This is a genomic window from Levilactobacillus tangyuanensis, from assembly GCF_003946545.1.
GTDB lineage: Bacteria > Bacillota > Bacilli > Lactobacillales > Lactobacillaceae > Levilactobacillus > Levilactobacillus tangyuanensis.
This window is the reverse complement of sequence record NZ_RHOA01000002.1, coordinates 133,585-159,700: the sequence shown is the minus strand read 5'-3', so window position 1 is coordinate 159,700 and position 26,116 is coordinate 133,585. Positions and strand designations below refer to the sequence as shown.

At 50.3% G+C, this 26,116-nt stretch carries 24 protein-coding genes and 1 pseudogene; 21 read left to right on the top strand and 4 right to left on the bottom strand.

Features of this window, described 5'->3' with window-relative positions; translation table 11 throughout:
* Positions 1-4: 4 nt before the first annotated feature.
* Positions 5-1,105 (top strand): ABC transporter ATP-binding protein, encoded by a 1,101-nt coding sequence (locus EKM96_RS02365; RefSeq protein ID WP_125639173.1) that lies wholly within the window; start codon positions 5-7, stop codon positions 1,103-1,105.
* A complete protein-coding gene (locus EKM96_RS02360) occupies positions 1,105-2,064 on the top strand; it encodes an ABC transporter ATP-binding protein (protein WP_125639171.1) in 960 nt (319 codons plus the stop codon). The genes EKM96_RS02365 and EKM96_RS02360 overlap by 1 nt, the downstream gene beginning before the upstream one ends.
* A 455-nt stretch (positions 2,065-2,519) precedes the next feature.
* Here the strand turns inward: EKM96_RS02360 and EKM96_RS02355 are convergent, their stop codons facing one another.
* Together EKM96_RS02355 and EKM96_RS02350 are read right to left on the bottom strand one after the other, a co-directional pair.
* Positions 2,520-3,176, bottom strand: a complete 657-nt coding sequence (locus tag EKM96_RS02355; protein ID WP_125639169.1) for a histidine phosphatase family protein — start codon at positions 3,174-3,176, stop codon at positions 2,520-2,522.
* Positions 3,177-3,219: 43 nt separating this feature from the next.
* A pseudogene (locus EKM96_RS02350) lies at positions 3,220-5,076 on the bottom strand (cation:proton antiporter domain-containing protein).
* A 167-nt stretch (positions 5,077-5,243) separates the two neighbouring features.
* Between EKM96_RS02350 and helD the strand changes: the two are divergent.
* The 11 genes from helD to EKM96_RS02295 all read left to right on the top strand — a co-directional run bounded on the left by helD (position 5,244) and on the right by EKM96_RS02295 (position 17,950).
* On the top strand, positions 5,244-7,541 hold the full coding sequence (helD, locus tag EKM96_RS02345) for an RNA polymerase recycling motor HelD (RefSeq protein ID WP_125639167.1): 2,298 nt from the start codon (positions 5,244-5,246) through the stop codon (positions 7,539-7,541).
* A gap of 142 nt (positions 7,542-7,683) precedes the next feature.
* Positions 7,684-8,607 carry a type I pantothenate kinase gene (coaA, locus tag EKM96_RS02340; RefSeq protein ID WP_125639165.1) on the top strand — a complete coding sequence of 308 codons (924 nt, stop codon included), beginning with the start codon at positions 7,684-7,686 and terminating at the stop codon, positions 8,605-8,607.
* 11 nt (positions 8,608-8,618) lie between these two features.
* Positions 8,619-9,197, top strand: coding sequence for a hypothetical protein (locus tag EKM96_RS02335; RefSeq protein ID WP_125639163.1), 579 nt, complete (start codon positions 8,619-8,621; stop codon positions 9,195-9,197).
* Between the two features lie 107 nt (positions 9,198-9,304).
* A complete protein-coding gene (guaA, locus tag EKM96_RS02330; RefSeq protein ID WP_191987335.1) occupies positions 9,305-10,846 on the top strand; it encodes a glutamine-hydrolyzing GMP synthase in 1,542 nt (513 codons plus the stop codon).
* Between the two features lie 447 nt (positions 10,847-11,293).
* On the top strand, positions 11,294-11,710 hold the full coding sequence (locus EKM96_RS02325; RefSeq protein ID WP_125639159.1) for a hypothetical protein: 417 nt from the start codon (positions 11,294-11,296) through the stop codon (positions 11,708-11,710).
* 351 nt (positions 11,711-12,061) lie between these two features.
* Positions 12,062-12,289, top strand: coding sequence for a hypothetical protein (locus EKM96_RS02320; protein ID WP_125639157.1), 228 nt, complete (start codon positions 12,062-12,064; stop codon positions 12,287-12,289).
* Positions 12,290-12,750: 461 nt separating this feature from the next.
* Positions 12,751-13,311 carry a hypothetical protein gene (locus tag EKM96_RS02315; protein WP_125639155.1) on the top strand — a complete coding sequence of 187 codons (561 nt, stop codon included), beginning with the start codon at positions 12,751-12,753 and terminating at the stop codon, positions 13,309-13,311.
* Positions 13,312-13,333: 22 nt separating this feature from the next.
* Positions 13,334-13,768 (top strand): hypothetical protein, encoded by a 435-nt coding sequence (locus EKM96_RS02310; RefSeq protein ID WP_125639154.1) that lies wholly within the window; start codon positions 13,334-13,336, stop codon positions 13,766-13,768.
* A 42-nt stretch (positions 13,769-13,810) separates the two neighbouring features.
* Positions 13,811-14,656, top strand: a complete 846-nt coding sequence (locus EKM96_RS02305; RefSeq protein ID WP_125639152.1) for a hypothetical protein — start codon at positions 13,811-13,813, stop codon at positions 14,654-14,656.
* 183 nt (positions 14,657-14,839) lie between these two features.
* Positions 14,840-15,256 (top strand): hypothetical protein, encoded by a 417-nt coding sequence (locus EKM96_RS02300; RefSeq protein WP_125639150.1) that lies wholly within the window; start codon positions 14,840-14,842, stop codon positions 15,254-15,256.
* A 159-nt stretch (positions 15,257-15,415) separates the two neighbouring features.
* The gene (locus EKM96_RS02295; protein ID WP_125639148.1) at positions 15,416-17,950 is read left to right on the top strand and encodes a M1 family metallopeptidase; all 2,535 of its coding nucleotides are present in this window, start codon (positions 15,416-15,418) and stop codon (positions 17,948-17,950) included.
* Positions 17,951-18,051: 101 nt separating this feature from the next.
* Here EKM96_RS02295 and EKM96_RS02290 read toward each other — a convergent pair whose 3' ends face one another.
* The gene (locus EKM96_RS02290) at positions 18,052-19,452 is read right to left on the bottom strand and encodes a C69 family dipeptidase (RefSeq protein WP_125639146.1); all 1,401 of its coding nucleotides are present in this window, start codon (positions 19,450-19,452) and stop codon (positions 18,052-18,054) included.
* 181 nt (positions 19,453-19,633) lie between these two features.
* On the opposite strand from EKM96_RS02290, the gene recQ reads away from it, so the two are divergent.
* Positions 19,634-21,406 carry a DNA helicase RecQ gene (gene recQ / locus EKM96_RS02285; RefSeq protein ID WP_125639144.1) on the top strand — a complete coding sequence of 591 codons (1,773 nt, stop codon included), beginning with the start codon at positions 19,634-19,636 and terminating at the stop codon, positions 21,404-21,406.
* Between the two features lie 100 nt (positions 21,407-21,506).
* On the opposite strand, the gene EKM96_RS02280 is transcribed toward recQ, so the two are convergent.
* The gene (locus EKM96_RS02280; RefSeq protein WP_125639143.1) at positions 21,507-21,692 is read right to left on the bottom strand and encodes a hypothetical protein; all 186 of its coding nucleotides are present in this window, start codon (positions 21,690-21,692) and stop codon (positions 21,507-21,509) included.
* A 136-nt stretch (positions 21,693-21,828) separates the two neighbouring features.
* Here EKM96_RS02280 and EKM96_RS02275 point away from each other — a divergent pair, with 136 nt between their 5' ends.
* From EKM96_RS02275 to EKM96_RS02245, 7 genes are all read left to right on the top strand, one after another.
* Positions 21,829-22,146 (top strand): glycine cleavage system H protein (lipoate-binding), encoded by a 318-nt coding sequence (locus EKM96_RS02275; RefSeq protein WP_125639141.1) that lies wholly within the window; start codon positions 21,829-21,831, stop codon positions 22,144-22,146.
* 15 nt (positions 22,147-22,161) lie between these two features.
* Positions 22,162-23,049, top strand: a complete 888-nt coding sequence (locus tag EKM96_RS02270) for an RluA family pseudouridine synthase (RefSeq protein ID WP_125639139.1) — start codon at positions 22,162-22,164, stop codon at positions 23,047-23,049.
* Positions 23,050-23,062: 13 nt separating this feature from the next.
* Complete coding sequence (locus tag EKM96_RS02265; protein WP_125639137.1) at positions 23,063-23,845, top strand: DUF1003 domain-containing protein; 783 nt, start codon at positions 23,063-23,065, stop codon at positions 23,843-23,845.
* Positions 23,846-23,974: 129 nt separating this feature from the next.
* Positions 23,975-24,562 (top strand): GNAT family N-acetyltransferase, encoded by a 588-nt coding sequence (locus tag EKM96_RS02260; RefSeq protein WP_125639135.1) that lies wholly within the window; start codon positions 23,975-23,977, stop codon positions 24,560-24,562.
* 113 nt (positions 24,563-24,675) lie between these two features.
* Positions 24,676-25,128: a MarR family winged helix-turn-helix transcriptional regulator gene (locus EKM96_RS02255; RefSeq protein WP_125639133.1), complete on the top strand. Its 453-nt coding sequence runs from the start codon at positions 24,676-24,678 to the stop codon at positions 25,126-25,128.
* Between the two features lie 11 nt (positions 25,129-25,139).
* On the top strand, positions 25,140-25,661 hold the full coding sequence (locus tag EKM96_RS02250) for a GNAT family N-acetyltransferase (RefSeq protein ID WP_318531037.1): 522 nt from the start codon (positions 25,140-25,142) through the stop codon (positions 25,659-25,661).
* Positions 25,662-25,697: 36 nt separating this feature from the next.
* Entirely contained in the window at positions 25,698-26,105 is a 408-nt protein-coding gene (locus EKM96_RS02245; RefSeq protein ID WP_125639131.1) for a hypothetical protein, read from the top strand.
* The last annotated feature ends 11 nt before the right edge of the window (positions 26,106-26,116 follow it).

Genomic DNA, 26,116 nt, shown 5'->3' with positions numbered 1-26,116 from the left:
CGTCATGGATAACGACAAGAACATTTTGGAAGTTCGCGACTTACAAGTTGACTTTAAGACTTATGCCGGTGACGTTAAGGCTATTCGGAACGTCAGCTTCGACTTACGTAAGGGTGAAACCCTTGCCATTGTTGGGGAGTCTGGTTCCGGTAAGTCAGTGACGACACGGACAATCATGGGCTTAAACGCCAATAACGCGGACATTGCTAGTGGAACCATTAAGTATAAAGGGGAGGACTTGCTCAAGAAGAGTGAGGCCGACATGGAAAAGATTCGGGGCCAAGATATTGCCGAAATCTTCCAAGACCCGATGACCTCCTTGGACCCAACCATGAAGATTGGTCGGCAAATTGCCGAACCCCTCATGATTCACAAGGGGATGAAGAAGGAAAAGGCGTTAGCCCAAGCCTTGGAAATGATGAAGCTGGTCGGGATCACCGATGCCGAAAATCGGATTAACGACTATCCTCACCAGTTCTCAGGTGGGATGCGGCAACGGATCGTTATCGCCATTGCCCTGATTAACTACCCAGAAATTCTGATTGCCGACGAACCAACGACGGCGTTGGATGTGACGATTCAAGCACAAATCTTGAATCTGATGAAGGAACTGCAAGATAAGATTTCGACGTCCATCATCTTCATCACCCATGACTTAGGGGTGGTTGCTGGGATGGCCGACCGGGTGGCCGTTATGTACGCGGGTAAAATCGTGGAATACGGGACCGTCGACGAGATCTTCTACAATCCTAAGCATCCCTACACGTGGGGCTTGCTGAGTTCGATGCCAACCTTGGATACTGGTGGCGACGAATTGCCATCGATTCCAGGGACGCCACCGGACTTATTGGACCCACCAAAGGGTGATGCCTTTGCTGCTCGGAACGCCTATGCGTTGAAGATTGATACGGAGAAAGAGCCGCCATTCTTCAAGGTTTCCGATACGCATTACGCCGCGACCTGGTTGCTCCATCCGGATGCACCTAAGGTGACGCCACCAGAACAAATCGTTGAACGGCAAAAGCAATACGCCACGATGCACAAGGAACTGTTAGCACAGCAACGGACTCAGGGTCCGGTTGAAGAAGAGGAGGAAAAGCAATAATGGACTATGAAAATGCCGAGAAAATCCTCGAAGTAAAGCACCTCAAGCAATACTTCAACGTGGGCAAACCCGATGAAGTTCGGGCTGTCGATGATATTTCCTTTGATATCTACCGGGGCGAGACGTTTGGGCTGGTTGGTGAATCTGGTTCCGGGAAGACCACGACTGGTCGGGCAATCATTCACCTCTACGAACCAACGGCAGGTGAGATCTTATTCAATGGGAAGAATGTTGACACTTTCACCAGTGCCGCCGATCACCGTGAATTCCGGCAAGACATGCAAATGATCTTTCAAGACCCCTATGCTTCCTTGAATCCACGGATGAAGGTTAAGGATATTGTGGCTGAAGGCATTGATATCAACCATTTGGCTAAGGACGATGCCGATCGTTCTAAGAAGGTTGAAGACTTGCTGGAAACCGTTGGGTTGAACAAGGACCATTCCAGTCGGTACCCCCACGAATTCTCTGGTGGACAACGGCAACGGATTGGGATTGCCCGGGCGTTAGCTGTGGATCCTAAGTTCGTCATTGCTGACGAACCAATCTCCGCATTGGACGTGTCGATTCAAGCCCAAGTGGTTAACCTGATGAAGAAGCTGCAACGAGAACAGGGCTTAACGTACCTGTTCATCGCCCATGACCTTTCGATGGTGAAATACATCTCTGACCGGATTGGTGTTATGCACTATGGCCGGATGTTGGAAATTGCCGATTCCGATGAAATCTATGCACATCCACTGCATGACTACACCAAGAGTCTGTTGTCTGCAGTGCCAGTACCCGATCCCGAGTTCGAACGGACTCGTCAAGAGATCGCCTACGACGGTAGCCAAGAAAATGATGGCAAGACCCGTCACATGGTGGAAATCTCACCACGGCACTGGGTTCGTGCGGCCGATGATGAAATCGACATGTACACCAAGCGTGCTCATGAAGCGTCATTGATCAAAGACTAAATACGAAACCCGCTTAGCTCACTGTGAGGAGCCTGGCGGGTTTTTGTTTGCTCTTCTATTGATGTTGGCCGCCTCCGGCCGCCAGGAAGGGCGCCTGCTATGGGGTCGGTTCCAGCCAAAGAACGGGCTTACACCTCGACTTGCAGCCCTGCCAACCCCGCAGGTCTCCAAGCTCGCCCGGCACAGTAAGTCGGTAGACCACCGACCAACAGTGCCGTCATAGCCGGCCCCTTCCTACCGGTCTCCGGCTATGGTTGGTAGTTTAATCACGATGGTATCGATCATCCGTATGGTATCGTTCATTGGGCAGGGATATCTCTCATGGAGGCCTAGGCGGTGGATGACTGCATGGTTCTAGGGTTGCTGACCTTCAATCAAAGAAAATTATCTATCCAATATTGGCGTCAAAAAAGGCGAGCCGTTATTTCTAACGACTCGCCTTTTCGTCATTTCATCTAGGCGAGGGGACCCTCGCTGTTGTTGTAATCGCTAACGCTGTAGTGACCGTCCGTGACAACCAACTGGGTGATGCTACCATTCTTAACCGGAATCGACACGTCGACATCGGAATACTTGGAGACAATGCTTCGAATGGTTGTGCTATGGGTCGCGATCAAGAGGTTGTCGCCGTCTTTGGCGGTAGCCACAGCATGGTCGAGGCCCGGTTGCACTCGCGCCCAGAAGGTGGCGTTGTCTTCCGCGTCACCCCAGGGGTCCTGTGCGTGGAACAGGTCCTTGGTTTTCTCGATGGTCATATTGGCAATCATTGTGTTGAAGTCATCATAACCCAGCGGACTGCCTAAAGTATGCCACGTGAAGCCGGCGTCCAACCCCTCGAAGTAACCGAAGTTAACTTCACGAAAGGCCGGTTCGGTCGTCAAGGTAACGGGCGTGGTATTGGCCGCTAAGATGGCCTTAGCCGTGTTCTGGGCCCGAGCCGTGTCACTGGCATAAGCCGCGGCAAAATGGATGTCTGCGAGCCGTTGGCCGGCCCGTGCGGCGTCAGCCTCACCCTTGGTGGTCAGGGGTGAATCGGACCACCCTTGGATGCGGTGATACTTGTTTAAATAGGTTTGGCCGTGACGGACCAGGTAAAGTGTGACGGTTGCCATGTAAGTCGCTCCTTTAGAATCATTTGGATCTAGTCTAACAGTCTTAATTCAGGATGCCAAGATTCTGCCGGATTTCGCGAGCCGTTTCGGGACTGCTGGTGAAAATGATGCGGTCATTCATCTTTAAGACTGTGGTACCAGTTGGCCGAATAAATTTCCCGGCGCGGAATATTTGACTGATCGTAATATCGGCAATGAAGGGTAAACTGCGAATCTCCTGGTCGGTATATCGGCGGTTGCGCAGGGCCACTTCGTACACGACGGACGTCGATGAAGTGAGCAGTCTCAGCGTCGTTGGGGCCTCAACCAGGCTTCGCAACATGGCAATATTGACGTTGGGCGTGTTGTAGACTTCAATTCCCAGGTCGGTCAACTCGTCCTCGCGTTCGTTTAGGACGTTACGGTCTTCGAACCGGGCGATGACCCGACGAACACCGTAGGCCTTGGCCGCCTTGGCCAATTCATAGTTCTTGTCGGCATTAAAGTGACCGAGGACTACGATATCGGCATCGAAGGCCGAGACCTTTTCGGCGGCACTGACCTCTAGTGAATCTAAGAGTTCAACATTAATTTCGGAATTGTAGGTTTTGTAGTTTTCGGGTTTATCCGTGTACATCTTGACGTCGTACCATTCCTTTGCCAACTGTTGGGCGACGGGGACCGTGAAGAGGTTGGTCCCGATGAAGTGGACGGTCGTTCGTTTGAGATCTTCCGCCTCGGCCGAGTAGCTGGTATTGAACAACAGCGGACCGAGGACACAGGTCAGGATGGCGGCCAACAGAAAGGCTCCGGATTGTTGACTCGTGACGGCCTTCATGGTCTTCGCAACCTGCAACACGGCCAGAACCATGGTGATGGTCGTGGCTGAGATGGCGGTCCCGGCCATGGCATTCTTGATCTTGAATCGTAGCTTCAGGATTGGGAAGACGGCTAGCTTTGAGACTAGATAGGCGCCAAAGAAGATGGGAATCAGGAGGAGTGTGGCCGGATCGGCGAGCAGTGTCTTTAGGTTCAGTTCGATCCCACTCATCATGAAGAAGATGGGGATGAAGAAGCCGTAGCCGATGGCATCGAGACGAACCTTGGTGTCTTCGTGGGGTTGGAGAAGCTTCATCACAATCCCGGCAACGAAGGCCCCCAGAATCCCTTCGGCCCCCACGGATTCGGCGATGACGACGAGGCTAAATATCAGGAAGAAGGCCAGGCGAATGTCGAGTTGCGTGGTGGACTTGTTGATCCGATCGAAGAAGTTAAAGAACGGCTTGAACCGGCGGAACAAGACCGCCGCTGCGGCGAAGACCAGTAGGATTAACCATAGGGACTGGCTATCGCTACCAAAGACCGAGGCGTAGATGGTCAGGGCAAACAGGGGGATGATTTCTCCCAATGCCGCGATCAAGAGGACCGTCTGACCAAAGGGCTTACTCAGCAGTTCCTTTTCCTTCAGGGTCGCAATGACGATACCTAGGGAAATGGTCATGAAGATGATGGCCGCCAGCCAGGGGTCCTTGAAGCTCCCGGTCCACTGACATAGGAAGCCTAGGATCAGTGAACTGACGATGATTGCCGCGTAGCTGGATACCGCCAGGAAGACGGGTGAATATTTCGAGGCTTGGCCAGCAACCTTGGCGGCAAGCGGTGTTTGGGGTCACTTGCGACGGTTGAATAGGCTAAAGTCGATTTCCATCCCACTCAGGAACAACAGGAAGATAACCCCGGTATTGGACAGTAACGATAGCGTGCTGTTGGTGTGAACGATGTTCAGCAGGCTAGGGCCCAAGAGAATCCCGACGAGAATTTCCACGACGGCGGTAGGTAGGACGGTTAGTTTGAAACGGGCCATGGCCAGTGGCGTGATAAGTGCGGCCGTTAAGACAATTAATAAGGACGTTTGATCCATAATGTCACCCCTTCAGAAATCATCACTATTATAACAAAGATGGGGCTTACTAACCGGGTTAAACGTAAACAGAATGCTTTCCTTATAAGGGAAGTAAGTGTATAGTTGAAAGTCGAATTATCAAGCATTAAGCGGGATGTTGACCGGTTAATCGAGGAGGGATTGGCTTGCCAGATTCAATTAGAGCTCAAGAACAAGAACATTTAGATGCTGTGGTTGCTAAGATTAGGACGGCACAGACGGAGGCCAAGCAGCGAATTGATTCAGCTGAAGACGATGAGGCTGGAATTCGTAAGAACTTTGTTAACGATCTGCGAATTAAAACAGATAGTTATGAGGGGTTATTGGAAACGGCCTTATCCGTTCGCCAACAACAACAAATGCTGGCTGAACGTCAGAACAGTTGGCAACATGCCACGACCGAACTGAGTACGTTGCAACGGCTGGAGAAGAAGGCTTACTTTGCCCGGATTGACTTTCAAGAGGGTCCTAAGTCGAAGCCAGAAACGATCTACATCGGGCTGGGATCATTCTCGGATACCCCCGATCACTTCCTGATTTATGACTGGCGGGCACCAATTTCCAGCATTTACTATGATGGCGAATTGGGGAACGTGAGCTACCAAACGCCGGATGGCGAACAGACGGTTGACGTTCAGTTGAAACGGCAATTCCAGATCGAGGACGGCACCATCGTGACGCTCTACGATACGGATCAGACCGTGACCGACCAGATGCTCCTGTCGGCATTGAGTGAACACTCCGATACCAAGATGAAGAGTATCGTGACGACCATTCAAAAGGAACAAAACCAAATCATCCGTGACACGAAGTCTGATCTGCTGTTCGTTCAAGGGGCGGCTGGGTCAGGGAAGACGGCCGCTATTCTACAACGGGTAGCTTACCTCCTGTATCGCTACCGGGGCCATTTAAACGCGGGACAGGTTATGCTGTTCTCACCTAACCAATTATTTAATGATTATATTGACCAAGTGCTGCCCGAATTAGGGGAACACAACATGGTCCAAATGACGTATTATCAATACGCTGGGCGTCGGTTACCTAAGATCGAGGTCGAAACGTTGGCCCAACGTTTTGGGGAAACCAACACGCCGGCACAAAAGCAGATTAACCGTTTGAAGGGAAGTCTGGCCTTCTTCGATGCTGTGACGGCCTATGCCGACCATTTGGAAGCCAGCGACATGGTTTTCCGCAACATCAAGTTCCAGGGCGATGTCTTTATCCCTAAGGAAAAGATTGAGTCGATCTACTATAGCTTCAACCGTAACTATCACTTGGCCAATCGACTTCAGGCCACGAAGGAATCCCTGATTCGGATTTTGAACCGCCGGATTTCCAGTGAAATGAAGGCCAAATGGGTCGAACAAGCCATTCAGGACCTGAGCAAACAGGAACTGGATAGCCTGTATGGCGACGATCCAAGAGAATTCGAGTCCTCCGATAAGGAGTTCCAGTTCTTGGCGCGTAAGATTGTCATGAAGGCCTTTGACCCGATCCGTAAGGCCATTGTGCGGGCTCGGTTCTTGAGTATTAACAATCAATACGTTCACATGCTGCGCGACATGCCGAACCGCTTGGAATTAAAGGACAGCCACGTTTCGGCGGCCGACTGGAATGCCAGCGTCGACGAAAGCATTGAGAAGTTGAAGGACCACCGGATGCAGTTGGTGGACACCACGCCGTATCTCTATCTGTACGACAAGATGACCGGGAAGACCGGTGAACGCGACATGCGCTACGTCTTCATGGATGAAATCCAAGATTATAACGCCTTTCAATTGGCCTTTCTGAAGTACAGCTTCCCGCGGGCTCGGTTTACCATGTTGGGGGACCTGAACCAAGCGATCTTCACTAAGGAAAACAGTCGGACCCTCTTGCAGGAGTTGAGCACCATGTTTGACCCCGACAAGACGCGGGTCGTTCAGTTGACCCAGTCCTACCGGTCCACGCAACAGGTGACGGACTTTACCAAGCATATCTTAAAGAACGGGGAGGCCGTAACGGCGTTCGCCCGTGAAGGGGAATTGCCAACGATTACGGTCGCGCCAGACGAGGCCACCGCTCGCGAACGGGTGATTGCCCAACTGAAGCAGAATAACGCGGAAGATGAGACGACCGCCATCATCGGCAAGGACCTGGCAGATTGTCGGGCCTTAACCGAGGAGCTGAAGGCTGCCGGGGTTGCGGTGACCCTGATTCAATCCGAGAACCAACGGTTAGCACCCGGCGTTATCGTGGTGCCATCCTTCCTGGCGAAGGGATTGGAATTCGATGCCGTCATCGTTTGGCAGGCGTCTGCCAGCCGTTATGCGGCGGAAGACGAACGTCAATTGCTCTACACGATTTGCTCGCGGGCCATGCATCGCCTGAGTATCGTTGGGGTTGGTGAATTATCACCACTCTTGAGTGACGTCCCCGAAGCAGAATACACGATTAACGAGTAAAAGATATTAATTATGAAGGCAGCGGCTACGGTCGCTGCCTTTTTGCATGGTCAATGATCGAGGAACGACCTTTTTTTCCCGGCCAATGGGTGGTTTGCGGTATAATGGGACTTAATTATTTTATTAAAGTTGAGGTGTCTTCATGAGCGATCCCATTAACTACAATGCATTCACACGGGCCGAATGGCGGGCATTTTCCGATGATGCCAAGCTGCCCTTGACCCAGGAGAGTCTGCGTCAAATTAAGGCGTTTAATGACCGCATCTCGTTACAAGATGTCCAGGATATTTATATTCCATTGGTCCATCTGTTGCGGCTACAATTCAATCATTATCGCTTGCTTCAACAGGACAAGGCAGCCTTCTTACAACAACCGGCCCACCGGGTTCCCTTCATCATTGGGATCGCTGGGAGTGTGGCCGTGGGCAAGAGTACGGCGGCTAGACTGCTGGAAGTCTTATTAAATCACTACTTTAAAAATTCGAACATTCAATTGATTACGACCGATGGTTTCCTCTATCCCAACGATGAACTGAAGCGACGTCAGCTAATGAGTCGCAAGGGCTTCCCAGAAAGTTACGACATGGCGGCCCTGATTCAATTTCTGAACGACGTGAAGGCGGGCGTGCCATCGATCAAGGCCCCGTTGTACTCGCATAAGATTTACGATATTGTGCCCGATGAGTTTGAAACCATTACGGCGCCGGACATCCTGATTGTCGAGGGGATTAATACCCTACAATTGCCGACTAATGAACAAATTTATGTTAGCGACTTCACTGATTTTTCGATATATGTCGATGCTGAGGCCAATCTGATCGAAGACTGGTTCCTCGAACGGTTTGAGTTACTGTTGGAAACGGCCTTTCAGGACCCCGAGAACTATTACTATCCTTATGCCATCGGTGATCGCGATGAGGCGATGGCCAAGGGGAAGAAGGTCTGGGAAGATATTGACCTGAAGAACCTGGAGGAATACATCCTGCCAACGCGTAACCGGGCGGATATGATTATTCACAAGACGATTGGTCATCGGATCGATCGGTTACTCTTGCGGAAGTATTAGGGGGCGAGGCCATGCTGCGAGATGCCACGTTGGTTGATGCGGATGCCGTTGCCATGTTGGTCCTGCACGAGCTGGAACGACGCCAATTACGCCGTCTCCGCCGCGTCAGTAAGGAACAATTGTCCCAGTTGCTATTCGTGGGATTTCGGCAGCCCGACTTTCGCTACGGCTACCCACAGGCCCGGGTTTATCAGAACCAAGGGGTCGCGGTGGGGGTGGCGTATGGCTATCCGGCCGCCCGTGAAGCCGAGTTGGACAATCAGTGGACGGACTTGTTTGAACGATTACAGCTTACCCCACCGCAACAGCCGGTGGTGACGCCCCGATCGCTGCCAGACGAATGGTATCTCGACCTGTTGACGGTTCGTTCCCGGTCGGCCGGAAAAACCTATCAACAATGGTGGTTCGACGAGTGGTTGTTAGGGGATGCGATTCATCAGGCCCGGCTGAGTGGTCAGCCTGTCATGGGGATGGATGTTCGGCCCGGGACGCACCTGGCGAATTTGGCCGCCCAATTTGGGTTTGTCGTTCATCACGAACGACGGCTGGACCGGCAATTGACGCTCCATTTGCGCTATCGTTTAGGGTGACAAATTAAGTGGGTCGGTTGAATTTAGATTGACCGGCCTTTCAGAAATCGGTATGATAGACCCAACGTTAAAATGAAGAAAGGGTGAAGGGCTTGGCAAACGTTGATATGTCAAAATTTGACAAGATCATCGTCTTAGACTTTGGTAGTCAGTACAACCAGTTGATTACCCGGCGCATTCGCGACCTGGGTGTCTACTCAGAACTCAAGGCACACACCATGAGTGCCGCTGAAATCAAGGCATGGGGTCCTAAGGGGATTATTTTCTCCGGCGGTCCTAACAGTGTCTACGACAGCAGCGCTTTTAATGTGGATCCAGAAATTTTTGAACTCGGGATCCCAATTCTCGGAATCTGTTACGGGATGCAATTGATGGCTCATTACCTTCCTGGTGGTAAGGTGGAATCCGCCGATAACCGGGAGTATGGCCGCGCCGATATCACCGTTTTAAGTGATGACGCAACCCTTTTTCAGGGCACCCCTAAGGAGCAAACGGTCTGGATGAGTCATGGTGACTTGGTCACCGCCGTTCCTGATGGTTTCGAACGGGTCGCCACCAGTGAGAATTGCCCAATCTCTGCGATGCAAAACGTTGACCGCAAGTTCTATGGCATTCAATTCCATGCCGAGGTGCGGAACACGGTTTACGGGAACGACATCCTCAAGCACTTTGCCTTTGACGTTTGTCAGGCAAAGTCGAACTGGTCGATGGATGACTTCATCGACCTGCAAATCGAACAAATCCGGGAGACGGTTGGCGACAAGCGTGTCCTCCTCGGACTTTCCGGTGGGGTTGACTCCTCGGTCGTTGGTGTCCTGTTACACAAGGCCATCGGCTCACAACTGACCAGTATCTTCGTTGATCATGGCCTGTTGCGGAAGGGTGAAGCCAAACAGGTTATGGATAGCCTGGAAGGTAAGTTTGGCCTGAACATTGTGAAGGTCGATGCACAGGACCGGTTCCTGAGCAAGCTTGCCGGGGTGACCGAACCCGAAAAGAAGCGGAAGATCATCGGGAATGAGTTTATCCAAGTCTTCAATGACGAGGCCCAAAAGCTCGATGGCATCGACTTCCTGGCGCAAGGAACGCTGTATACGGACGTTATCGAAAGTGGGACCGACACCGCGCAGACGATCAAGTCGCATCATAACGTGGGTGGCTTACCAGAAGACATGCACTTCCAATTAATCGAACCGCTCCGCTCACTCTTCAAGGATGAAGCCCGTGAGTTGGGTGAAAAGCTGGGGATGCCAAGCGATCTCGTTTGGCGGCAACCGTTCCCAGGTCCCGGCTTAGGGATTCGGGTGCTCGGCGAAATTACCCCCGAGAAGTTACAAATCGTCCGTGACAGTGACTTGATTCTCCGTGAGGAAATCAAGAAGGCTGGTCTCGACCGTGATATTTGGCAATACTTTACCGTGTTACCAAACATCAAGAGTGTTGGGGTTATGGGGGATGGCCGGACCTACGACTATGCCGTGGGTATCCGGGCCGTGACGTCCATTGATGGGATGACGGCGGACTTCGCCCACATTCCATGGGATGTGCTCCAAGACATTTCGGTGCGAATCGTTAACGAGGTCAAGCACGTTAACCGCATCTTATATGATGTTACGAGCAAGCCGCCTTCGACAATTGAATGGGAATAATTCCCAAAGACAAATTGAGTTGTGAACGCTGATAAAACGGCATTTAGAGCAAGTAGATCGACTCGAATTTGGTTGAAAATCAATTGTTTCCTACCCAGAGATTTTGGATAGGGCTTCAAAAGACAGATGCTAGCATACTTATTAGCTAGCGTCTGTCTTTTTTATGCTTATCGGTAATTTTTCAAGTGGTCAATCTAATGTTCGTCGCTTCTTGCCTATCCGTTTTTATATTGTTGGCATTCTAGTTTGGCGTTAATAATCACTTATGACAGTCATCCAACTGTTTTAGGGATTAAAAAACCTTTTATATAAGAATATAGGTATAATAATGTTTCCTTGTGATACAATATATTCGGTAACTATAATAAACAACTCGCTAAACATTTAACCGGGAGAGGGATTGTGGTCACCATCAATTGGTACTTAATTTCATAGGAGGAGATTATCATGTCAAAAATCACAAAATTTATCGCCCTGACTGTTGCGACGCTGGGTGTCGCTGGCGGCATTATTACCACGACCAATCCCGTTACGGCTTCGGCTAACACCAAGTTTCGGTATTACACGAACATCAAGGACCATACATATAAAGTCTTGACCAATAAATCCTATATCTATTCCAACGGTAAGATCACGCACAAGACCATCTTTATGATGGGTGCTTACGAGGACAAAGGTGGGTATGTGTGGGTTACCTACGCGTCACATGTCACTCAAAACGGAAAAAAAGTCGTGTACTACAAGTTTAAAAACGGAGCTGGGTTCACTGGCTGGGTCCGCAGTAGCGCATTGAAAAAGGCCAACACGAATAAGGCAACGACTAAACAATTGAAGACGGTCAAGCCGCATAAGGGCTGGTCATAAGTTCTCGCCAAGCCGGCGTTGATCGACCTTGTAAATAAAAAGGTCATTTTTAATGCTTAATAACGTAAAAAGAAATGAATTGAAACCGTTCCTCTATTATCAACGTCCGTTGATAAGGAACCTAAAAGGGACAGCCACAAACGGAAAAATCCGCTGATGGCTGTCCTTTTTAATTATTTACCCGAGACTTGACACGTATGTTAAAATTAATTTAATAAATAAATTTAAGAGCTGTACCTAAACAATTAATTTTCAGACTTTTACAAGTCTGTTTTTTATTTTTTTGGCGCGTTAAGCTAGCTTTAACCAATTTGGTTGAGGCTAGCTTATTTTTTTAGGGGTGAAAGTTGCATGGAAAAGGTTGCAGATCCACTGTTGAACAATTTGCAATTATTGCAAGATTTGAAGTTTTTGATTGATCGGGGTTCGGACCACCGCATTGATTACAGACGGTTTCGTATTTTTGAAATCCGGCTGACGACGGGCGTGATTGATTTGGTGTCCGAGTATCAGACCTATGAGGGTGAGTACACGCTGGCAGAAATGGCCAATCTAATCGTTCAAAAGTATCATCTTTAGTTTTAAAATTTTTAAGACACTTTCCGAGACTTCTTCCCGTTGCGTCTCTGGTAGGGACTTGGAATAGGAAATTATTTCTAGGGGATGGATGCCGGTTAGCGATTCTTCTGTGAAGTCATCGCTTAGAGTTAGGTTTAGAGCCGAAGCCATCGCCTACAACCTATAGTTTGAAGGCCTTCGCGCTTAACGGCATTGCCAGGTCGTTCGGCAAAGCTTTCAATGGTAAAAGCGAATGCTCGTTGTTTCCGGCTTAGGAATTGAATAATGGCGTTTTACAGGGGTGGTTTATCTGCCTTCATGGGGTAAAAAAACTAATCATAATAGAGTATTTATATCCTTAACAAGGAAAAAAAGACTTCTTTTTGCTGATAATAAGGAAAATAATGATTATTTGTTGTATATTAATCTATGACTTCGCTTATATTTAAGTAAGTGGACAGTTATCGATGAGGAGGAGTTTCATGATTCAAAAGATATGGGATATTATTAAGCAGTTATTTTTCGGATTGAACGCGCGGTTCTGGGTGACGCGTTACGCGATTTCAATCGTGACGGCCATCGCATGGATTTACTTGGGGAAGCAGGCCTTCATGGGTGGACAGATGCCCATTTATTACATTTTCATCGGTATTCAGGCCGGCATATTTTATCCGATTGCGAACGGTTTTTTAGTGTTTTACGAGTGGGAGCACGGTCGTCAGGCTAAGGGGATCTTTGATAATTATGCTGAGATGCAGGCGGCTGATTATAGAAAGGCTCAGTATCGGGCCGTCCGATTGGTCAACTCCAACTTCCAAAGTCGTGAGCATTCGTTTGGCGAAACCAAAAGTGGCATCAAGAGCGACGCGGCCGGCATGAAGATGATGTTTAAGGCCTTTGGACACATGATTTTATGGGTGTTTGCACTGTTTTTCACCATCATCGGCGTGGGCCGGTACTTGGCGACGTTTAAGCCAGAAAATTACTCATTTAACTATCGCGAAGATGGGACATTTGTTGGTGATTCAGACACTAAAGATTAATTATTTTTAGGAGACGAAAATTATGAAAAAAAGAGTTTATGCAATCGTTATGGCCATTGCCTTGGTCGTTGTCGGGGTTAGCCTGCTTGGGTCGCCTGTGACCGCATCGGCTGCGAACAAGTGGCAAAGTGGGACCCCCAAGAAGGTTCGGAATATGTATGTCACGAAAGTGGTTAAAAAACATTTTAATCTACTCGGCATTGGCAAAAATTTCGTTTCTAATGAATACCGAAACACCAAAACCCCAAAAGACCGGGCTGGTAAACTGACCATTCTGTTGATGGCGAAGGTGCCTTCTCGTAAGCTTAGTTCGAACCTTTATGAAATCAAGGCTGTTACCCAGCATGGCAAACATGTTCACTATTACATCAAGACGTTCAGTCATAACCGTTTAAAGCTTTCGACGACCAAGTCTTTTGCCCACAAGCCTTATTACTATAAGACGACCAAGTGGTAAGTCATTACGTGATGTCAGCAATCGTATTAGGAGGAACCAACCATGAAATTTAACTGGATAAACAAAGCAACAACCATTTTACTTAGCAGTGTTTTAATCGGGGGCGTCGTGACCACCACCGTTCCTATGTTAACGACCCAAGCACAAGCCGACAGCAATGAGAATGCCCCAATTAGTTATCAAATGTTTAAGGATGACGAAAATGGCGTTAAACAGGCGGTTAAAACGGCCAGTCCTAAGGCCAAGATGCAACTCAACGCCGCCTTTTTTAAGCGCATGGAGAAAAATCCCGTCAATGCGTATGGCTATGCCATTTCAGCTTATTTTTCACAGGTTATGGAAATTTTGGCATCACACGCGGTCAGTGAATTAAGTCGTAAGGGCCAAGTAACACCGGCATTTACGCAGGATTATCAGGCAATGCTGGCGGTTTACGATCAGTTCAAAGGTCGCTTAGAACCAGATTACCAAGGCGTCGTTAATGACGAAATTGATTCGGCCGATCAACAGATTAGTGAAAATAATGTTGACCCGGACAGTATTAGTGACATTTCCGACTACTTTATTCAATATTTTGAGATTGATCTGCGGCCAACCAAGATCACTGGGATGCCAAAAGTTAAGAGCACGATGACCAAGTTAACCGCTAAAAGGACGTCTTCCAAGAAGGTCATTAAAGTTAGCGGGACTGTAAAGTTAGGGAAAAAGGCCAACTATGCTCAGATCAAGACCTACAAGGGCACCCGTTATGCCAAGCTGAAGGGGTCACATAGCTTCAGTCAAAAGATTTACGCGCCTAAGGCCAAGAAAGTCAGTGCCAGCGTTGGTTATTATTCACATGGTCATTTTTCACGAGTAACCGCGGTTAAGTCCGTTCACGTGAAGTAGGCTGTCAGCATGGCGATACAAAACACCTTAATGGCCTATTTAGGTGTGTGTGGTAAACCTTACCCTGCAGCAGTGGAAAAATTATTGAATGTTCTGACAGTCAACCATATTAAAGGTTGGCTGTTTTTTTGTGAGGGTGCTATCCTGAGGATGTATTAAAATACATATTTGGAGCGTGGGATTATGAAATTCAGAAAGATTTTATTGTCACTCATGGTGTTGGGCTTGATTCTCCCATTATTCACGGTATCAGCCAGTGCGAGCTCGAAGACCATTCCCAAGAACCTACGGGGAACCTGGGTGTCTAAACCACAGTACAACAGCAAGCACCACAGCAAGAAGACTATGTGGATGCCTAAGTTCAAGGTCAGAGTTTACAAGAAGTCTGTTAAGTGGCAGATGCAGGGGTATTTGACCACCGATCCATCTGGCTACGATCACAAGGTGCATACTATTAAGTCCATCAAGAGTAGTCATGGCATGACTCAGTTGACGGGTCATACGCTCTTTACGCATTGGAACTTCTTGAGTCGTCACGGCAAGAAGCTGAACTATGGCTGGCAAAATGGCGGAGACCTTTTCATGACTCGCGCTAAGTAAGCCATCTCTGGACCATTTTAAACGAGTCTCATCAAACAGGCCCATCAGTCGATGATGTATCGACTGATGGGCCTGTTTAGATTCTTCCGATAGGATTCGTGGCGTCCGGTATTTAATTGTCGTATAATTAAACTATTCTAACAATTTAAGGAGAAAATCATGGCAGAATCCACACACTTTTACGAGTTATTTCAACCAACGCATTACAACGTTTACCTCGATATTAACCGGCAAGCCAAGCTGATCTCCGGGACGTCCACCATCACTGGGGATGCCAAGCAGACGGCGATTGCCGTACACCAAAAATTCATGACCATTAGTGCCGTTACGGCCGATGACCAAGCGGTCCCGTTTACCTTTGACGACGAGAGCGAAGGCATTCACATCACGTTGCCTAAGACGGGTGTGACCACGCTGAAGATCGATTTCACGGCGCCACTGACCGATTCCATGATGGGCATTTACCCATCCTACTATGAGGTCAATGGGGTGAAGAAGGAACTGATCGGGACGCAGTTTGAAACGACGGCCGCTCGACAGGCCTTCCCATGTATCGACGAACCAGAGGCCAAGGCCACCTTTGACCTGGCCATCAAGTTCGATGAGAAGCCGGGTGAAACCATCATCAGTAACATGCCCGAAATTCGTAACGATAACGGCGTGCACGTCTTCGATACCACGGTGCGGATGTCAACTTACCTTATCGCCCTAGCCTTTGGGGACATGCAAAGCAAGATCACCACGACAAAGAGTGGGGTCAAGGTTGGGGTGTTCGCGACGAAGGCGCACAAGGCCAACGAACTCGACTTCGCGCTAGACATTGCTAAGCGGGCCATTGAATTTTACGAAGACTTCTACCAGACGCCATATCCACTGCCACACTCTTGGCAGTTAGCCTTGCCAGACTTCTCCGCTGGGGCCATGGAAAACTGGGGCCTGGTCACTTACCGGGAAGCTTACCTGCTGATTGACCCAGACAATACCGCCTTTGATATCAAGGGGCGGGTAGCCACGGTCATCACCCATGAGCTGGCCCACCAATGGTTTGGGGACCTTGTCACCATGAAATGGTGGGATGATCTCTGGTTAAATGAAAGCTTTGCCAACATGATGGAATACGTGGCCGTCGACGCCTTAGAACCCGACTGGCACATCTGGGAAGCCTTCCAGACCGGTGAGGCCCCAATGGCCCTGCAACGGGATGCCACGGATGGGGTTCAGTCCGTTCACGTTCAGGTGGAAACGCCGGCAGAAATTGACTCCGTCTTCGACAGCGCCATCGTCTACGCCAAGGGTGCCCGCATGCTGGTCATGGTTCGGGCCCTTATCGGCGACGACGCCTTGCGGAAGGGCCTGAAGGCCTACTTCACGGCGCACCGTTATGGTAATGCCACCGGGGCCGACCTCTGGTCCGCCCTGGGTGACGCCTCCGGGATGGACATTGGGGCCATCATGCACGACTGGTTGGAACAACCCGGTTATCCGGTTGTGTCGGCAGCCGTTGTCGATGGTAACCTGACGTTGACCCAAGAACAATTCTTCATCGGGGATGGTCAGCAGGTTGGCCGTCAATGGCAGGTACCATTGGAAAGCAACTATGAGGCTGTGCCAACCCTGTTGAAAGACTGGAGCCTGACGGTGGGGAACTATGCCGACCTACGGCAAGCCAATGGCGAACCTTTCCGGTTGAACCAAGGGAACAGCTCGCATTTTATCGTCAAGTATGATGACACCTTGCTAGCAGATATCTTGGATCACGCCGACGACCTGGATCCAATTACCAAATTACAGTTGCTCCAAGATCTGCGGTTGCTCGCCGATGGTCGTCAGGTTTCCTATGCCGACATCGTGCCATTACTGGACCGGTTCTCCGACAGCAAGTCAGCCGTTGTGAATACGGCACTGTACAGCGTGGCCGGTAACTTGAAGAAGTTTGTGACGCCGGACTCCGCCGACGAAAAGTCTTTGAAGGCCTTCTTCGACAAGGTGAGTGCCGCCGCGGTTAGCCGATTAGGCTGGACCGCCAAGGCTGACGAATCCAATGATGATGAGTTGGCTCGGCCAACGGTGTTGAACGCTGCCCTGTACGCCAAGAATGCGGCTGCTATTCAGGCCGCTCATGACTTGTTCACGGCTAACCGTGACAATCTGGTGGCCTTACCGGCAGCCACGCGGGTTCTGGTGCTCCGTAATGAGGTCCAAAACTTCGGGAGTGCCGACCTGTTTGACCACCTGCTGGACGCGTACCGGACGTCCGCCGATGCCAGCTACAAGGCCGACTTGTCGGTGGCCTTAACCAGCACGACCGACCCATCATTGATTGCTCGGTTGATCGAGAAGTTCGAAGACGCCGATACCATCAAGCCACAAGACTTACGGGCTTGGTACCGCGGGGTTCTGGCTAACGATGCCGGCGAACAAGCGGCTTGGGATTGGTTGCGTAACGACTGGCAATGGCTCGAAGATACCGTTGGTGGTGATATGGAATTCTCCACGTACATCACGGTGACGTCCGGTGTCTTCCGAACGGCAACGCGGTTGGCCGAATTTAAGGCCTTCTTTGAACCGAAGATCAATACCCCCGGCTTGACGCGGGAAATTCAAATGGACACGAAGGTTGTGGCCACCCGAGTTGCCTTGATCGAGGCAGAAGCATCAGCGGTGAATGCTGCGGTTGCCAAGGCGGTCAACTAATTTGATTTAAAAATGAATGGACGTGGCCGGTACGGTCGCGTCCATTTTTAGGCCAAAAAAGCGCTGCGAAAATAAATTCGCAGCGCTTTTTAAATGGAAAATTAGTCGTTCAGGTTGTAACGCAGTTTCATGTGTTCGGAACCAAAGGTGACCATGTCACCGAGTAACTTGGTTTGACGCGTGAAGGCTTCGTGAGCTAGGTCTTCGTTGGCTTGGGCCAAATTGGCATCCTTGCCGGCGACGATAGCGGCATCGGTATCGTTTTGAATCTTACGATAGGCGCTCATGGCTTCCAGTTCGTAGGTGTTACGGAAGTCTTCATAGAGGTCATAGTCCGTGTCACCCAAGAGGGCTGTGGTGCAGCTCAACCAGTACATGTTGTTCAGGTCGAAGGTACTCGTGGCGTTCTTGTAAACGGCTGGGGTGTCATCAACGTTGGCGTAGAAAGGAACGACCGTGTTGAAGGTGTTGGCACCGAAGGCCAACCAGTGAATCCCGGCGATGGCTTGGGGAACATCGTTCCGGATTTGTAGGATGTGCACGTCGTGATTTCGGTTGATCCCAATTGGCCGGAAGAGTTTCTTGTCGTCTTCGGAGCCATGGCCGTATGGGTCGTACTTGGTGTTTTCATAGTGAGAACTCAGCACGAACTTAACGTCTTCAATGGAGATCTTACGGTTGGCGTGGCAAATAAATGGTAGGTCTTGACCTTGAGGATCTTGGTCGATTTCAGGATTGAAGTACTTTTGACCGAACCAGGCACGGGGGTTGTTGTAGACCGTGTCCTTAACGGAAGCACTCCCGAAGATGTGCCGAAGATTTACCCGGTCGAAGTCGGGGTTCAAGTGATAGTTGGCAATCATGTCTTCCAAGTCGGCGGAAGCTAAGGTGTCGTCGGCGTTGAAGTCAAAGTCGTCAATGTTCATGCGGTTAGGCGCAACCACGTAGGCGTCGTCAGGAATCCGCTTGGCGGCCCAGTGATGGCCACCAATGGTTTCTAACCACCAAACTTCGTCGTTGTCGGAGAAACCAATGCCGTTAGGTTCGTAAGTCCCGAATTCTTCGAGCAGACTCCCCATCCGTTCAACCCCTTCACGAGCGGTGTGGATGTAAGGGAGGACCAGGGTCACCAGGTCTTCTTCACCAATCCCGCCGACAACGTATGGGTCGATACCCAAGACACGAGGGTTCGTGGTGATCGTTTCAGTGGCAGACATGGCCACGTTGGCACTGTTGATACCGGCGGCGGGCCAGATACCATTGGTTAAGACAGAGTTAGGAATTGACGTGTAACGCATGGGATTATCGGGTAATTTAACATTAACGCCACTGATAACCGCCGTATAGTCGCGGGGTTGATCGTCGGGGTTAATGACGACAAATTGTTCTGGGTCGAGGGCTTCATGACCGTCATCATTCCGGGAAATAATGGTTGATCCGTCGAGGGAAGCTTTCTTACCAACGAGGATAGTGGTACATGAACCTTTGATAGCTTTTTTCATGAATACAATCACTCCTTTTGTTGATTAATATTATAGCATTAAAGAACGATGAGGATGAACTAATACGGTAGGAATCATTGATCCCCCGCAATGATTTGTGGCAGGTGGTCGGCGCTGTTCGGTTGTCACGAACACCTTTTCCTATTAGAATGGATACACTGACTATTAAGGAGTAAACAAAATGGATCTAACGGCGGCCCAACAAGTATTGAAGAAAAATTTTGGTTTTGATGATTTTCGACCAGGGCAACGATCCGTCTTGGAACACGTTTTGGCGGGTGACAATAGTTTGGCCATCATGCCGACCGGGGGCGGAAAATCCCTGTGTTACCAGATCCCCGCTATGCTATTCGAGGGGATCACGGTGGTGGTGTCCCCCTTGATATCCTTGATGAAGGACCAGGTGGATGCGCTGAATGATAGCGGTATTCCCGCAACCTTTATCAACAGTTCCCTTGAGTGGCCGGACATTCGAGAACGCCTGAGTGCGCTGCGCCGCGGCGACTATCGTCTGTTGTACGTGGCTCCGGAACGACTGGACTCGGCCGGTTTTATTCAGGCCCTGGCTCAGTTGCCGATCGATCTGCTGGCCGTCGATGAGGCACACTGTATTTCACAGTGGGGCCACGACTTTCGGCCAAGCTACCTAGCACTGAGCACCGCTATCGAACAACTCCCCACCCATCCACAGGTGCTGGCGCTCACCGCGACCGCCACGGAGCAGGTGGCACGAGACATCTGCCAGCAACTCCAAATCGATCCGCAAAATGAGGTCAACACCGGTTTTGCCCGGGATAACCTCGACTTGACGGTCGTTAAGGATCAGGACACGGACCGCTATATTCTCGACTACCTCGAGGTCAATCAGGGGGAGACCGGCATCATTTATGCCAGTACCCGTAAAGAGGTCACGCGGCTGACCAAGCTGTTAACCAGTCACCATATTAAGGCGGCGGCCTATCATGCGGGGCTCGACGATGAGGTTCGCCAACAGAATCAGGAAGACTTCCTGTACGATCGAATCCAGGTCATGGTGGCCACCAATGCCTTTGGGATGGGAATCGATAAGAGCAACGTGCGCTTCGTGATTCACGCCCAGGTGCCTGGAACGTTAGAGGCCTACTACCAGGAGGCTGGCCGGGCCGGTCGAGATGGCTTACCCAGCGAGGCGATTTTGCTGTTCCACGCGGCCGACCTTCAGATACAACACTTCTTCATTGATCAATCGGAAATGGATGATGAACACCGGCAACAGGCGTACATGAAGCTGCAGATGATGAGTCAATATGCCAATACCCAGGACTGTCTGCAACAATTTATTTTAAAATACTTTGGGGAGGACTCCGAACCATGTGGTCGTTGCAGCAATTGCCAAGACCATCGACAGGCCCAGGACATTACCGAAGAGGCCCAGAAGATCTTGTCGTGCGTGGTGCGGTTACGGTCACGGTTTGGCAAGGGCATCGTGGCCCAGGTCTTGGCTGGGGCGAACAATCAACGAATTCGCGATAATCACCTGAGTGAGCTGTCCACCTATGGCATCATGCGGGGGACCAGTCAGAAGACCCTGACCACACTGATTGATTTCTTAACGGCTGGGGGGTATCTCCAGGCAATCGGGGGTCAGTATCCCACGCTCCATGTGTCGGCAATGGGAGCTCAAGTGTTGAAGGGTGAAGTGACGGTCTATCGCAAGATGGCCCAGCGCGTGCAACGCTTGGCACCGGTTGATGACGGCCTCTTCCAAGAGCTTCGGGCAGTGCGGCATGATTTGGCGGAGGAACAACACGTGCCACCGTTTGTGATTTTCTCCGATCAATCGTTGAAGGCAATGTGTGAAATCATGCCAACGGATGACGACGCCTTCCTGACGGTTAAAGGGGTTGGGCTAAGTAAGCTTACCAAGTATGGCGCCGCCTTTATGGCCGTGATTCGGGCAAACAAGGCGGACTAATTAAAAAGCGGGGGACCATGGTCACCCGCCGTTGTTCAAAGTCATATGATCGAAACGACTCAAGCCAGGCAAACGTCCGACTTGAGTCGTTTTAATTTGTTTAGCTCCAGCAAATCCAGCTACCCATGCCGATGATCCCCAATGCCACCACGGCAAAGATCACCAGTAGTGTCGTGGTATCCTTATCGTGAGTCACGTTTGGGATTAGTTTGACAACTAAAAAGATTAGCAGTGCAATGCCGGCGATGAGTATGAGTCCCCCGTTTAAATAACCTTGTTTCATCATGGCAATCTCCCCCTTTTAATAGTCTCATTATAACGGTTTTGGTTAGTGAGCGGGGAAAATAAATCCCGAGAGTTCGGAGCCTATGGTAAAATGGTCATTGATTGATAAACAGAACTTAATTGAAGGGGTGACAAGGATGATTGATCGTTTGGAAGCCAGTGCAGATGCACTTTGGTTAACACCGCACGCAGAAGATGTGGTCCGGATCGGCTTTGCCGATGACGGCCGGGAAATGGTGGGACCAGTCAAGAAGATTGAATGGTTGAAACCCGCCGGTCGTGTCTTACTCGGAGACCCATTGATGATTATTACCGGTGAGCAGGAGTCCTTGACCCTGCGCTTTCCGTTTGCCGGAAAGATCGCGGCTATTAACCCTGAGTTAACGGCCCATCCGGAATATTTAAACCAACACAATGATCAACTCGATTGGATGGTTGATCTGGTCGTTGATTAAAGGAGAGATTGGGTAATGGAATTAACTTGGCCGGTCACCAAACCCGTATCAAGTTTAAAGCGATTCTTAACACAACAAGGGATTAGTCATCGGGTATTCAGTGACTTAAAGACGGCGGGAACCATCAGCGTCAACGGTCAGTCAGCGACAGCCGCGGTGGACCTCCAGGTGGGGGACCAGGTGACCATTGGCCTCCCGGCTGAAGAGAGCGATCCCACGGTTGCCGCTAGCGATGGCCCGATTCAAGTGCTGTTTGAGAATCGCGACTGGCTGATTATCGACAAGCCGGCCGGATTAAATGTGGTTCCTGGGCCGGCCAATCGTGAGGACACGCTGGTGAACCGGATTAAAGGCCACTGGGTTGCCGCCGGAAGCACGGACCTGCGGCCACACATTGTGACGCGCTTGGATCGTTTTACCAGTGGTGTGGTGTGGGTGGCTCGGCATCGACTGGCCAACAGTTTAGCCAGTCAACTTCAGGCCGACCATCTGGTGCACAAGTCATACCTGGCCGTGGCTGCCGGTTCCTTAGATAAGGACCATGATGTCATCGATTTACCACTCGCTAGTGACCCCGGTGGCTATAATCAAATGGTCTCGCCGGACGGTCGGCGGGCCATCACCGAGTATTGGGTAACGGCGCGTTTTGCCACGGCGACCGTTGTTCGCGTTCAGCTTCATACCGGGCGAACGCATCAGATTAGGGCCCATTTTGCCGCGTTGGATCATCCGTTGATCGGGGATGCGCTTTACGGTGGTCCTGAGTTGGGCGGGCTGACTCGACAGGCCCTACATGCCCAGAAGCTCACGTTTACCGATCCGTTCGATCAGACCGCCCGTGAATTTGTCAGTCCATTACCGGCGGACCTCTCGCGGTTATTGACAACACTTCAAGCCAATTAGGGGGCAATATTAGATGGCTGAAAAAGAATCATTGACCTGTCTCGTTGATGGGCAACCTGTCTCATTGGAATCCAGTTTACAGTTATCAGAACTGGAGGTCGGTTTGCGTAACCGCATCAAGCGCGAGTTTCCCCAGAGTCGGACCACCGATTATATTTGTGGGCATCACCTGTTGAAGTATCGCTTGGAACACGTGGACGCCATGATCAATGCCGACCTCAAACAGACGCGTAAGATTAATCATAAGCTAACCAAGGCCTTACAGAGTGACGATTACGACATCATTGATGTCAACGAGAGCTTGACCGAGAGCCTGACATTTGGCCAGAAGGTTTCCGATGATGTTGCCCGTTTTGGGGGCTCTTGGGGATTCATCTTTATCTTCATGTTTGTTTTGATTAGTTGGATGATCGTCAACGGACTACATATGTTTGGCGTTAATTTTGACAACTATCCTTTTATTCTCTTAAACTTAGTGTTAAGCTGTGTTGCGGCGATTCAGGCCCCCATCATCATGATGAGCCAGAACCGCTCCGCGGATCGGGACCGCATGATGGCTGAAAATGACTATCATGTTAATCTGAAATCGGAGCATGAATTACGGTTGCTCCATGCCAAGGTTGATCACTTGGCTCAGAATCAGGTCCCGCACACAATGGAAATTGAACGGTTTCAGTTAGAAATTTTAGGTGAAATTCGACAAGAATTAGTGGAATTACGGGAGGCGGCAGCGGCCACCGACGGCGATTCGACGAAACGAAGGGAGTCTCACCATGAGAACATGGATCACAGCTAGTGTCCTGTTTCTCGTTGGCTTACACTTTGGGCAACGGGTTGCAATCCACGCATCACGGTAATCATATTCATTGACAAGAACGACATCCTCCGGTAATCTAGTGAGAGAACTAGAAATGGAGGATTTTTTGTGATAATTCGTGAAGCTCGACCAGCGGATGCGCCTCAGATAGCACCGCTGATGAACTTGATCTATGACGAGATGGAGTTAACTGACCTGGAAGACGTTCCAGGCCCCGATTTATTGAAGGTCATCACGGCGGCGTACCGTACTCGGACATACTTGTCCGGTGCGGCAACCACGGTGGTGGCCGAGGCCGATGGCCAAGTTGTTGGGGTAGCCTTTGGTTATCCTGGCGAACGACAAGACATCGTGGATGACGTCATTACACGCCTTACGGCTCAGAGTGAAGCGTTCGATGAACCGCTGGAATCTGAACCGGAAACGGCAGCTGGGGAATGGTATTTGGATTCGCTAGCAGTAGACCCTGCTCAGCAGGGAAAGGGAATTGGCCGCCAATTGTTGCGGGCCTTACCCGTCTATGCCCGGCGTGACCGACAGTCAGTAATTGGACTGATCGTAGACTTCGAGAATCCTGGCGCTATGCGTTTGTATGAACGGATGGGCTATGAAGTTGTTGGAACCCAAGTGGTTGGCGATCACGATTACTACCACATGCAACTGGAGATTGGGAAACCAATCAGCATCGCTAATTAATGACTAATGAAGGGACCTCCTGATTACGGGAGGTCTTTTTTTATTCAGTTTATTATGTTGCAAATACAACATAATCGCGATAAACTAGAGACTATTCAAGGGAGGCGGCACGCATGACGGAAATTTTACGACCAATTGGATCGATCTACCGGGCCCTAGATGCCATTGCCAACCGTGAGTTCCAGCAGGCTAAGTTGGCCAAGGGCCAATACCTCTATCTAGCCAGAATTGCCGAGCATCCCGGCATCATTCAGGACCATTTGGCGGCCATGGTGAAGGTTGACCGGACGACGGTCGCCCGGTCGGTTAAGAAGCTCGAACAGCAGGGGTTGATTGAGAAGCGGCCGGATGAGAGCAACCGAAAGATTCGGCGACTCTATGTGACCCAAGCGGGAGCCGTTGTTTATCCGTTGGTCCAACGCGAGAATGCGTATTCGAATGACATGGCCTTAAAGGGGCTGACGGCCGAGGAGGCAACCACACTGGCCTCCCTACTGGAGAAGGTGGCGGGCAACGTCGCTGAGGACTGGGAACACGTGAAGCAGGGACAGACCAGACAATATTAAGGAGTTTATTAATGATGACAAAGAAGATCGTGCCATGTACGCTTGACGACCTGGCAGCCTTACAACAGGTGAGTCGACAGACATTTACGGATACGTTTGGGGATGCGAACACGCCTGAAGACTTAGCCGCTTACTTGGCGACGGCCTATAGCACAAAACAGTTGACGCAGGAGCTGACTCAGCCAACCACGACGTTTGACTTCATTCTGGTCGAGGGTCGGGTTGCCGGGTATCTGAAGTTGAATTGGGACGCATCGCAATCGGAGCATCGCGGGGCGCAGTCACTAGAAATAGAGCGGATCTATATTCTTCCGGCATACAAACGGCAGGGCCTGGGCAAGGCGTTGTATCAGCACGCGGTGGACCAGGCACGACGGTTACACAAGACGGCGATCTGGTTGGGCGTGTGGGAACATAATCAGCCAGCTCGGAAGTTTTACGAACGGATGGGCTTTCAACAGATTGGCGATCATGTCTTTCAGTTGGGCAGCGATGCACAGCGTGATTTAATTTTACAAACAACGCTGGTATAATGATTAGCATGAATCTATTCAAGGAGGCAATTTAAGATGAAAGATAACCTACAGATGGGCGACGACGAGTTTGCTCAAATGATGCTGGTATTGAAGGAACCCGTTACCCAGGCCAACCATAAGGAGTTTAAGTTTCTCGATGGTACCAGCACCGGTGAAATGCAAGAGATTGCCCCAAGTATCTGGGCAATGCCCGCTTACATGATGGACGATGATGACTTCACCATGTTCTTCCTGACCACGCAGATTGAGTCCGGTGAGACTGTGATGGCCTTCGCGACCGGGGAAACGGATGACGGTAACTTCCGGCTGAGCCAACCAATGGTCACCGGCGCGGGGCTGAATCTGCTTAACGAGCAACAGCCAAACCGGGCCAAACGGGTCCTGAAGTTTTTGAATGATATTTCGAAGGCCGATGAAGGGGCCTGGCGGATGGTCGATTAATTTCGGTAATC

Excerpts from the sequence above, each read along its gene's own strand:
- EKM96_RS02365 (WP_125639173.1), top strand. The coding sequence starts at position 5 with ATGGATAACGACAAGAACATTTTGGAAGTTCGCGACTTACAAGTTGAC.
- EKM96_RS02360 (WP_125639171.1), top strand. The coding sequence starts at position 1,105 with ATGGACTATGAAAATGCCGAGAAAATCCTCGAAGTAAAGCACCTCAAG.
- EKM96_RS02355 (WP_125639169.1), bottom strand. The coding sequence starts at position 3,176 with ATGGCAACCGTCACACTTTACCTGGTCCGTCACGGCCAAACCTATTTA.
- coaA (WP_125639165.1), top strand. The coding sequence starts at position 7,684 with ATGAGCGATCCCATTAACTACAATGCATTCACACGGGCCGAATGGCGG.
- EKM96_RS02335 (WP_125639163.1), top strand. The coding sequence starts at position 8,619 with ATGCTGCGAGATGCCACGTTGGTTGATGCGGATGCCGTTGCCATGTTG.
- guaA (WP_191987335.1), top strand. The coding sequence starts at position 9,305 with ATGTCAAAATTTGACAAGATCATCGTCTTAGACTTTGGTAGTCAGTAC.
- EKM96_RS02325 (WP_125639159.1), top strand. The coding sequence starts at position 11,294 with ATGTCAAAAATCACAAAATTTATCGCCCTGACTGTTGCGACGCTGGGT.
- EKM96_RS02320 (WP_125639157.1), top strand. The coding sequence starts at position 12,062 with ATGGAAAAGGTTGCAGATCCACTGTTGAACAATTTGCAATTATTGCAA.
- EKM96_RS02315 (WP_125639155.1), top strand. The coding sequence starts at position 12,751 with ATGATTCAAAAGATATGGGATATTATTAAGCAGTTATTTTTCGGATTG.
- EKM96_RS02310 (WP_125639154.1), top strand. The coding sequence starts at position 13,334 with ATGAAAAAAAGAGTTTATGCAATCGTTATGGCCATTGCCTTGGTCGTT.
- EKM96_RS02305 (WP_125639152.1), top strand. The coding sequence starts at position 13,811 with ATGAAATTTAACTGGATAAACAAAGCAACAACCATTTTACTTAGCAGT.
- EKM96_RS02300 (WP_125639150.1), top strand. The coding sequence starts at position 14,840 with ATGAAATTCAGAAAGATTTTATTGTCACTCATGGTGTTGGGCTTGATT.
- EKM96_RS02295 (WP_125639148.1), top strand. The coding sequence starts at position 15,416 with ATGGCAGAATCCACACACTTTTACGAGTTATTTCAACCAACGCATTAC.
- EKM96_RS02290 (WP_125639146.1), bottom strand. The coding sequence starts at position 19,452 with ATGAAAAAAGCTATCAAAGGTTCATGTACCACTATCCTCGTTGGTAAG.
- recQ (WP_125639144.1), top strand. The coding sequence starts at position 19,634 with ATGGATCTAACGGCGGCCCAACAAGTATTGAAGAAAAATTTTGGTTTT.
- EKM96_RS02280 (WP_125639143.1), bottom strand. The coding sequence starts at position 21,692 with ATGATGAAACAAGGTTATTTAAACGGGGGACTCATACTCATCGCCGGC.
- EKM96_RS02275 (WP_125639141.1), top strand. The coding sequence starts at position 21,829 with ATGATTGATCGTTTGGAAGCCAGTGCAGATGCACTTTGGTTAACACCG.
- EKM96_RS02270 (WP_125639139.1), top strand. The coding sequence starts at position 22,162 with ATGGAATTAACTTGGCCGGTCACCAAACCCGTATCAAGTTTAAAGCGA.
- EKM96_RS02265 (WP_125639137.1), top strand. The coding sequence starts at position 23,063 with ATGGCTGAAAAAGAATCATTGACCTGTCTCGTTGATGGGCAACCTGTC.
- EKM96_RS02255 (WP_125639133.1), top strand. The coding sequence starts at position 24,676 with ATGACGGAAATTTTACGACCAATTGGATCGATCTACCGGGCCCTAGAT.
- EKM96_RS02250 (WP_318531037.1), top strand. The coding sequence starts at position 25,140 with ATGATGACAAAGAAGATCGTGCCATGTACGCTTGACGACCTGGCAGCC.
- EKM96_RS02245 (WP_125639131.1), top strand. The coding sequence starts at position 25,698 with ATGAAAGATAACCTACAGATGGGCGACGACGAGTTTGCTCAAATGATG.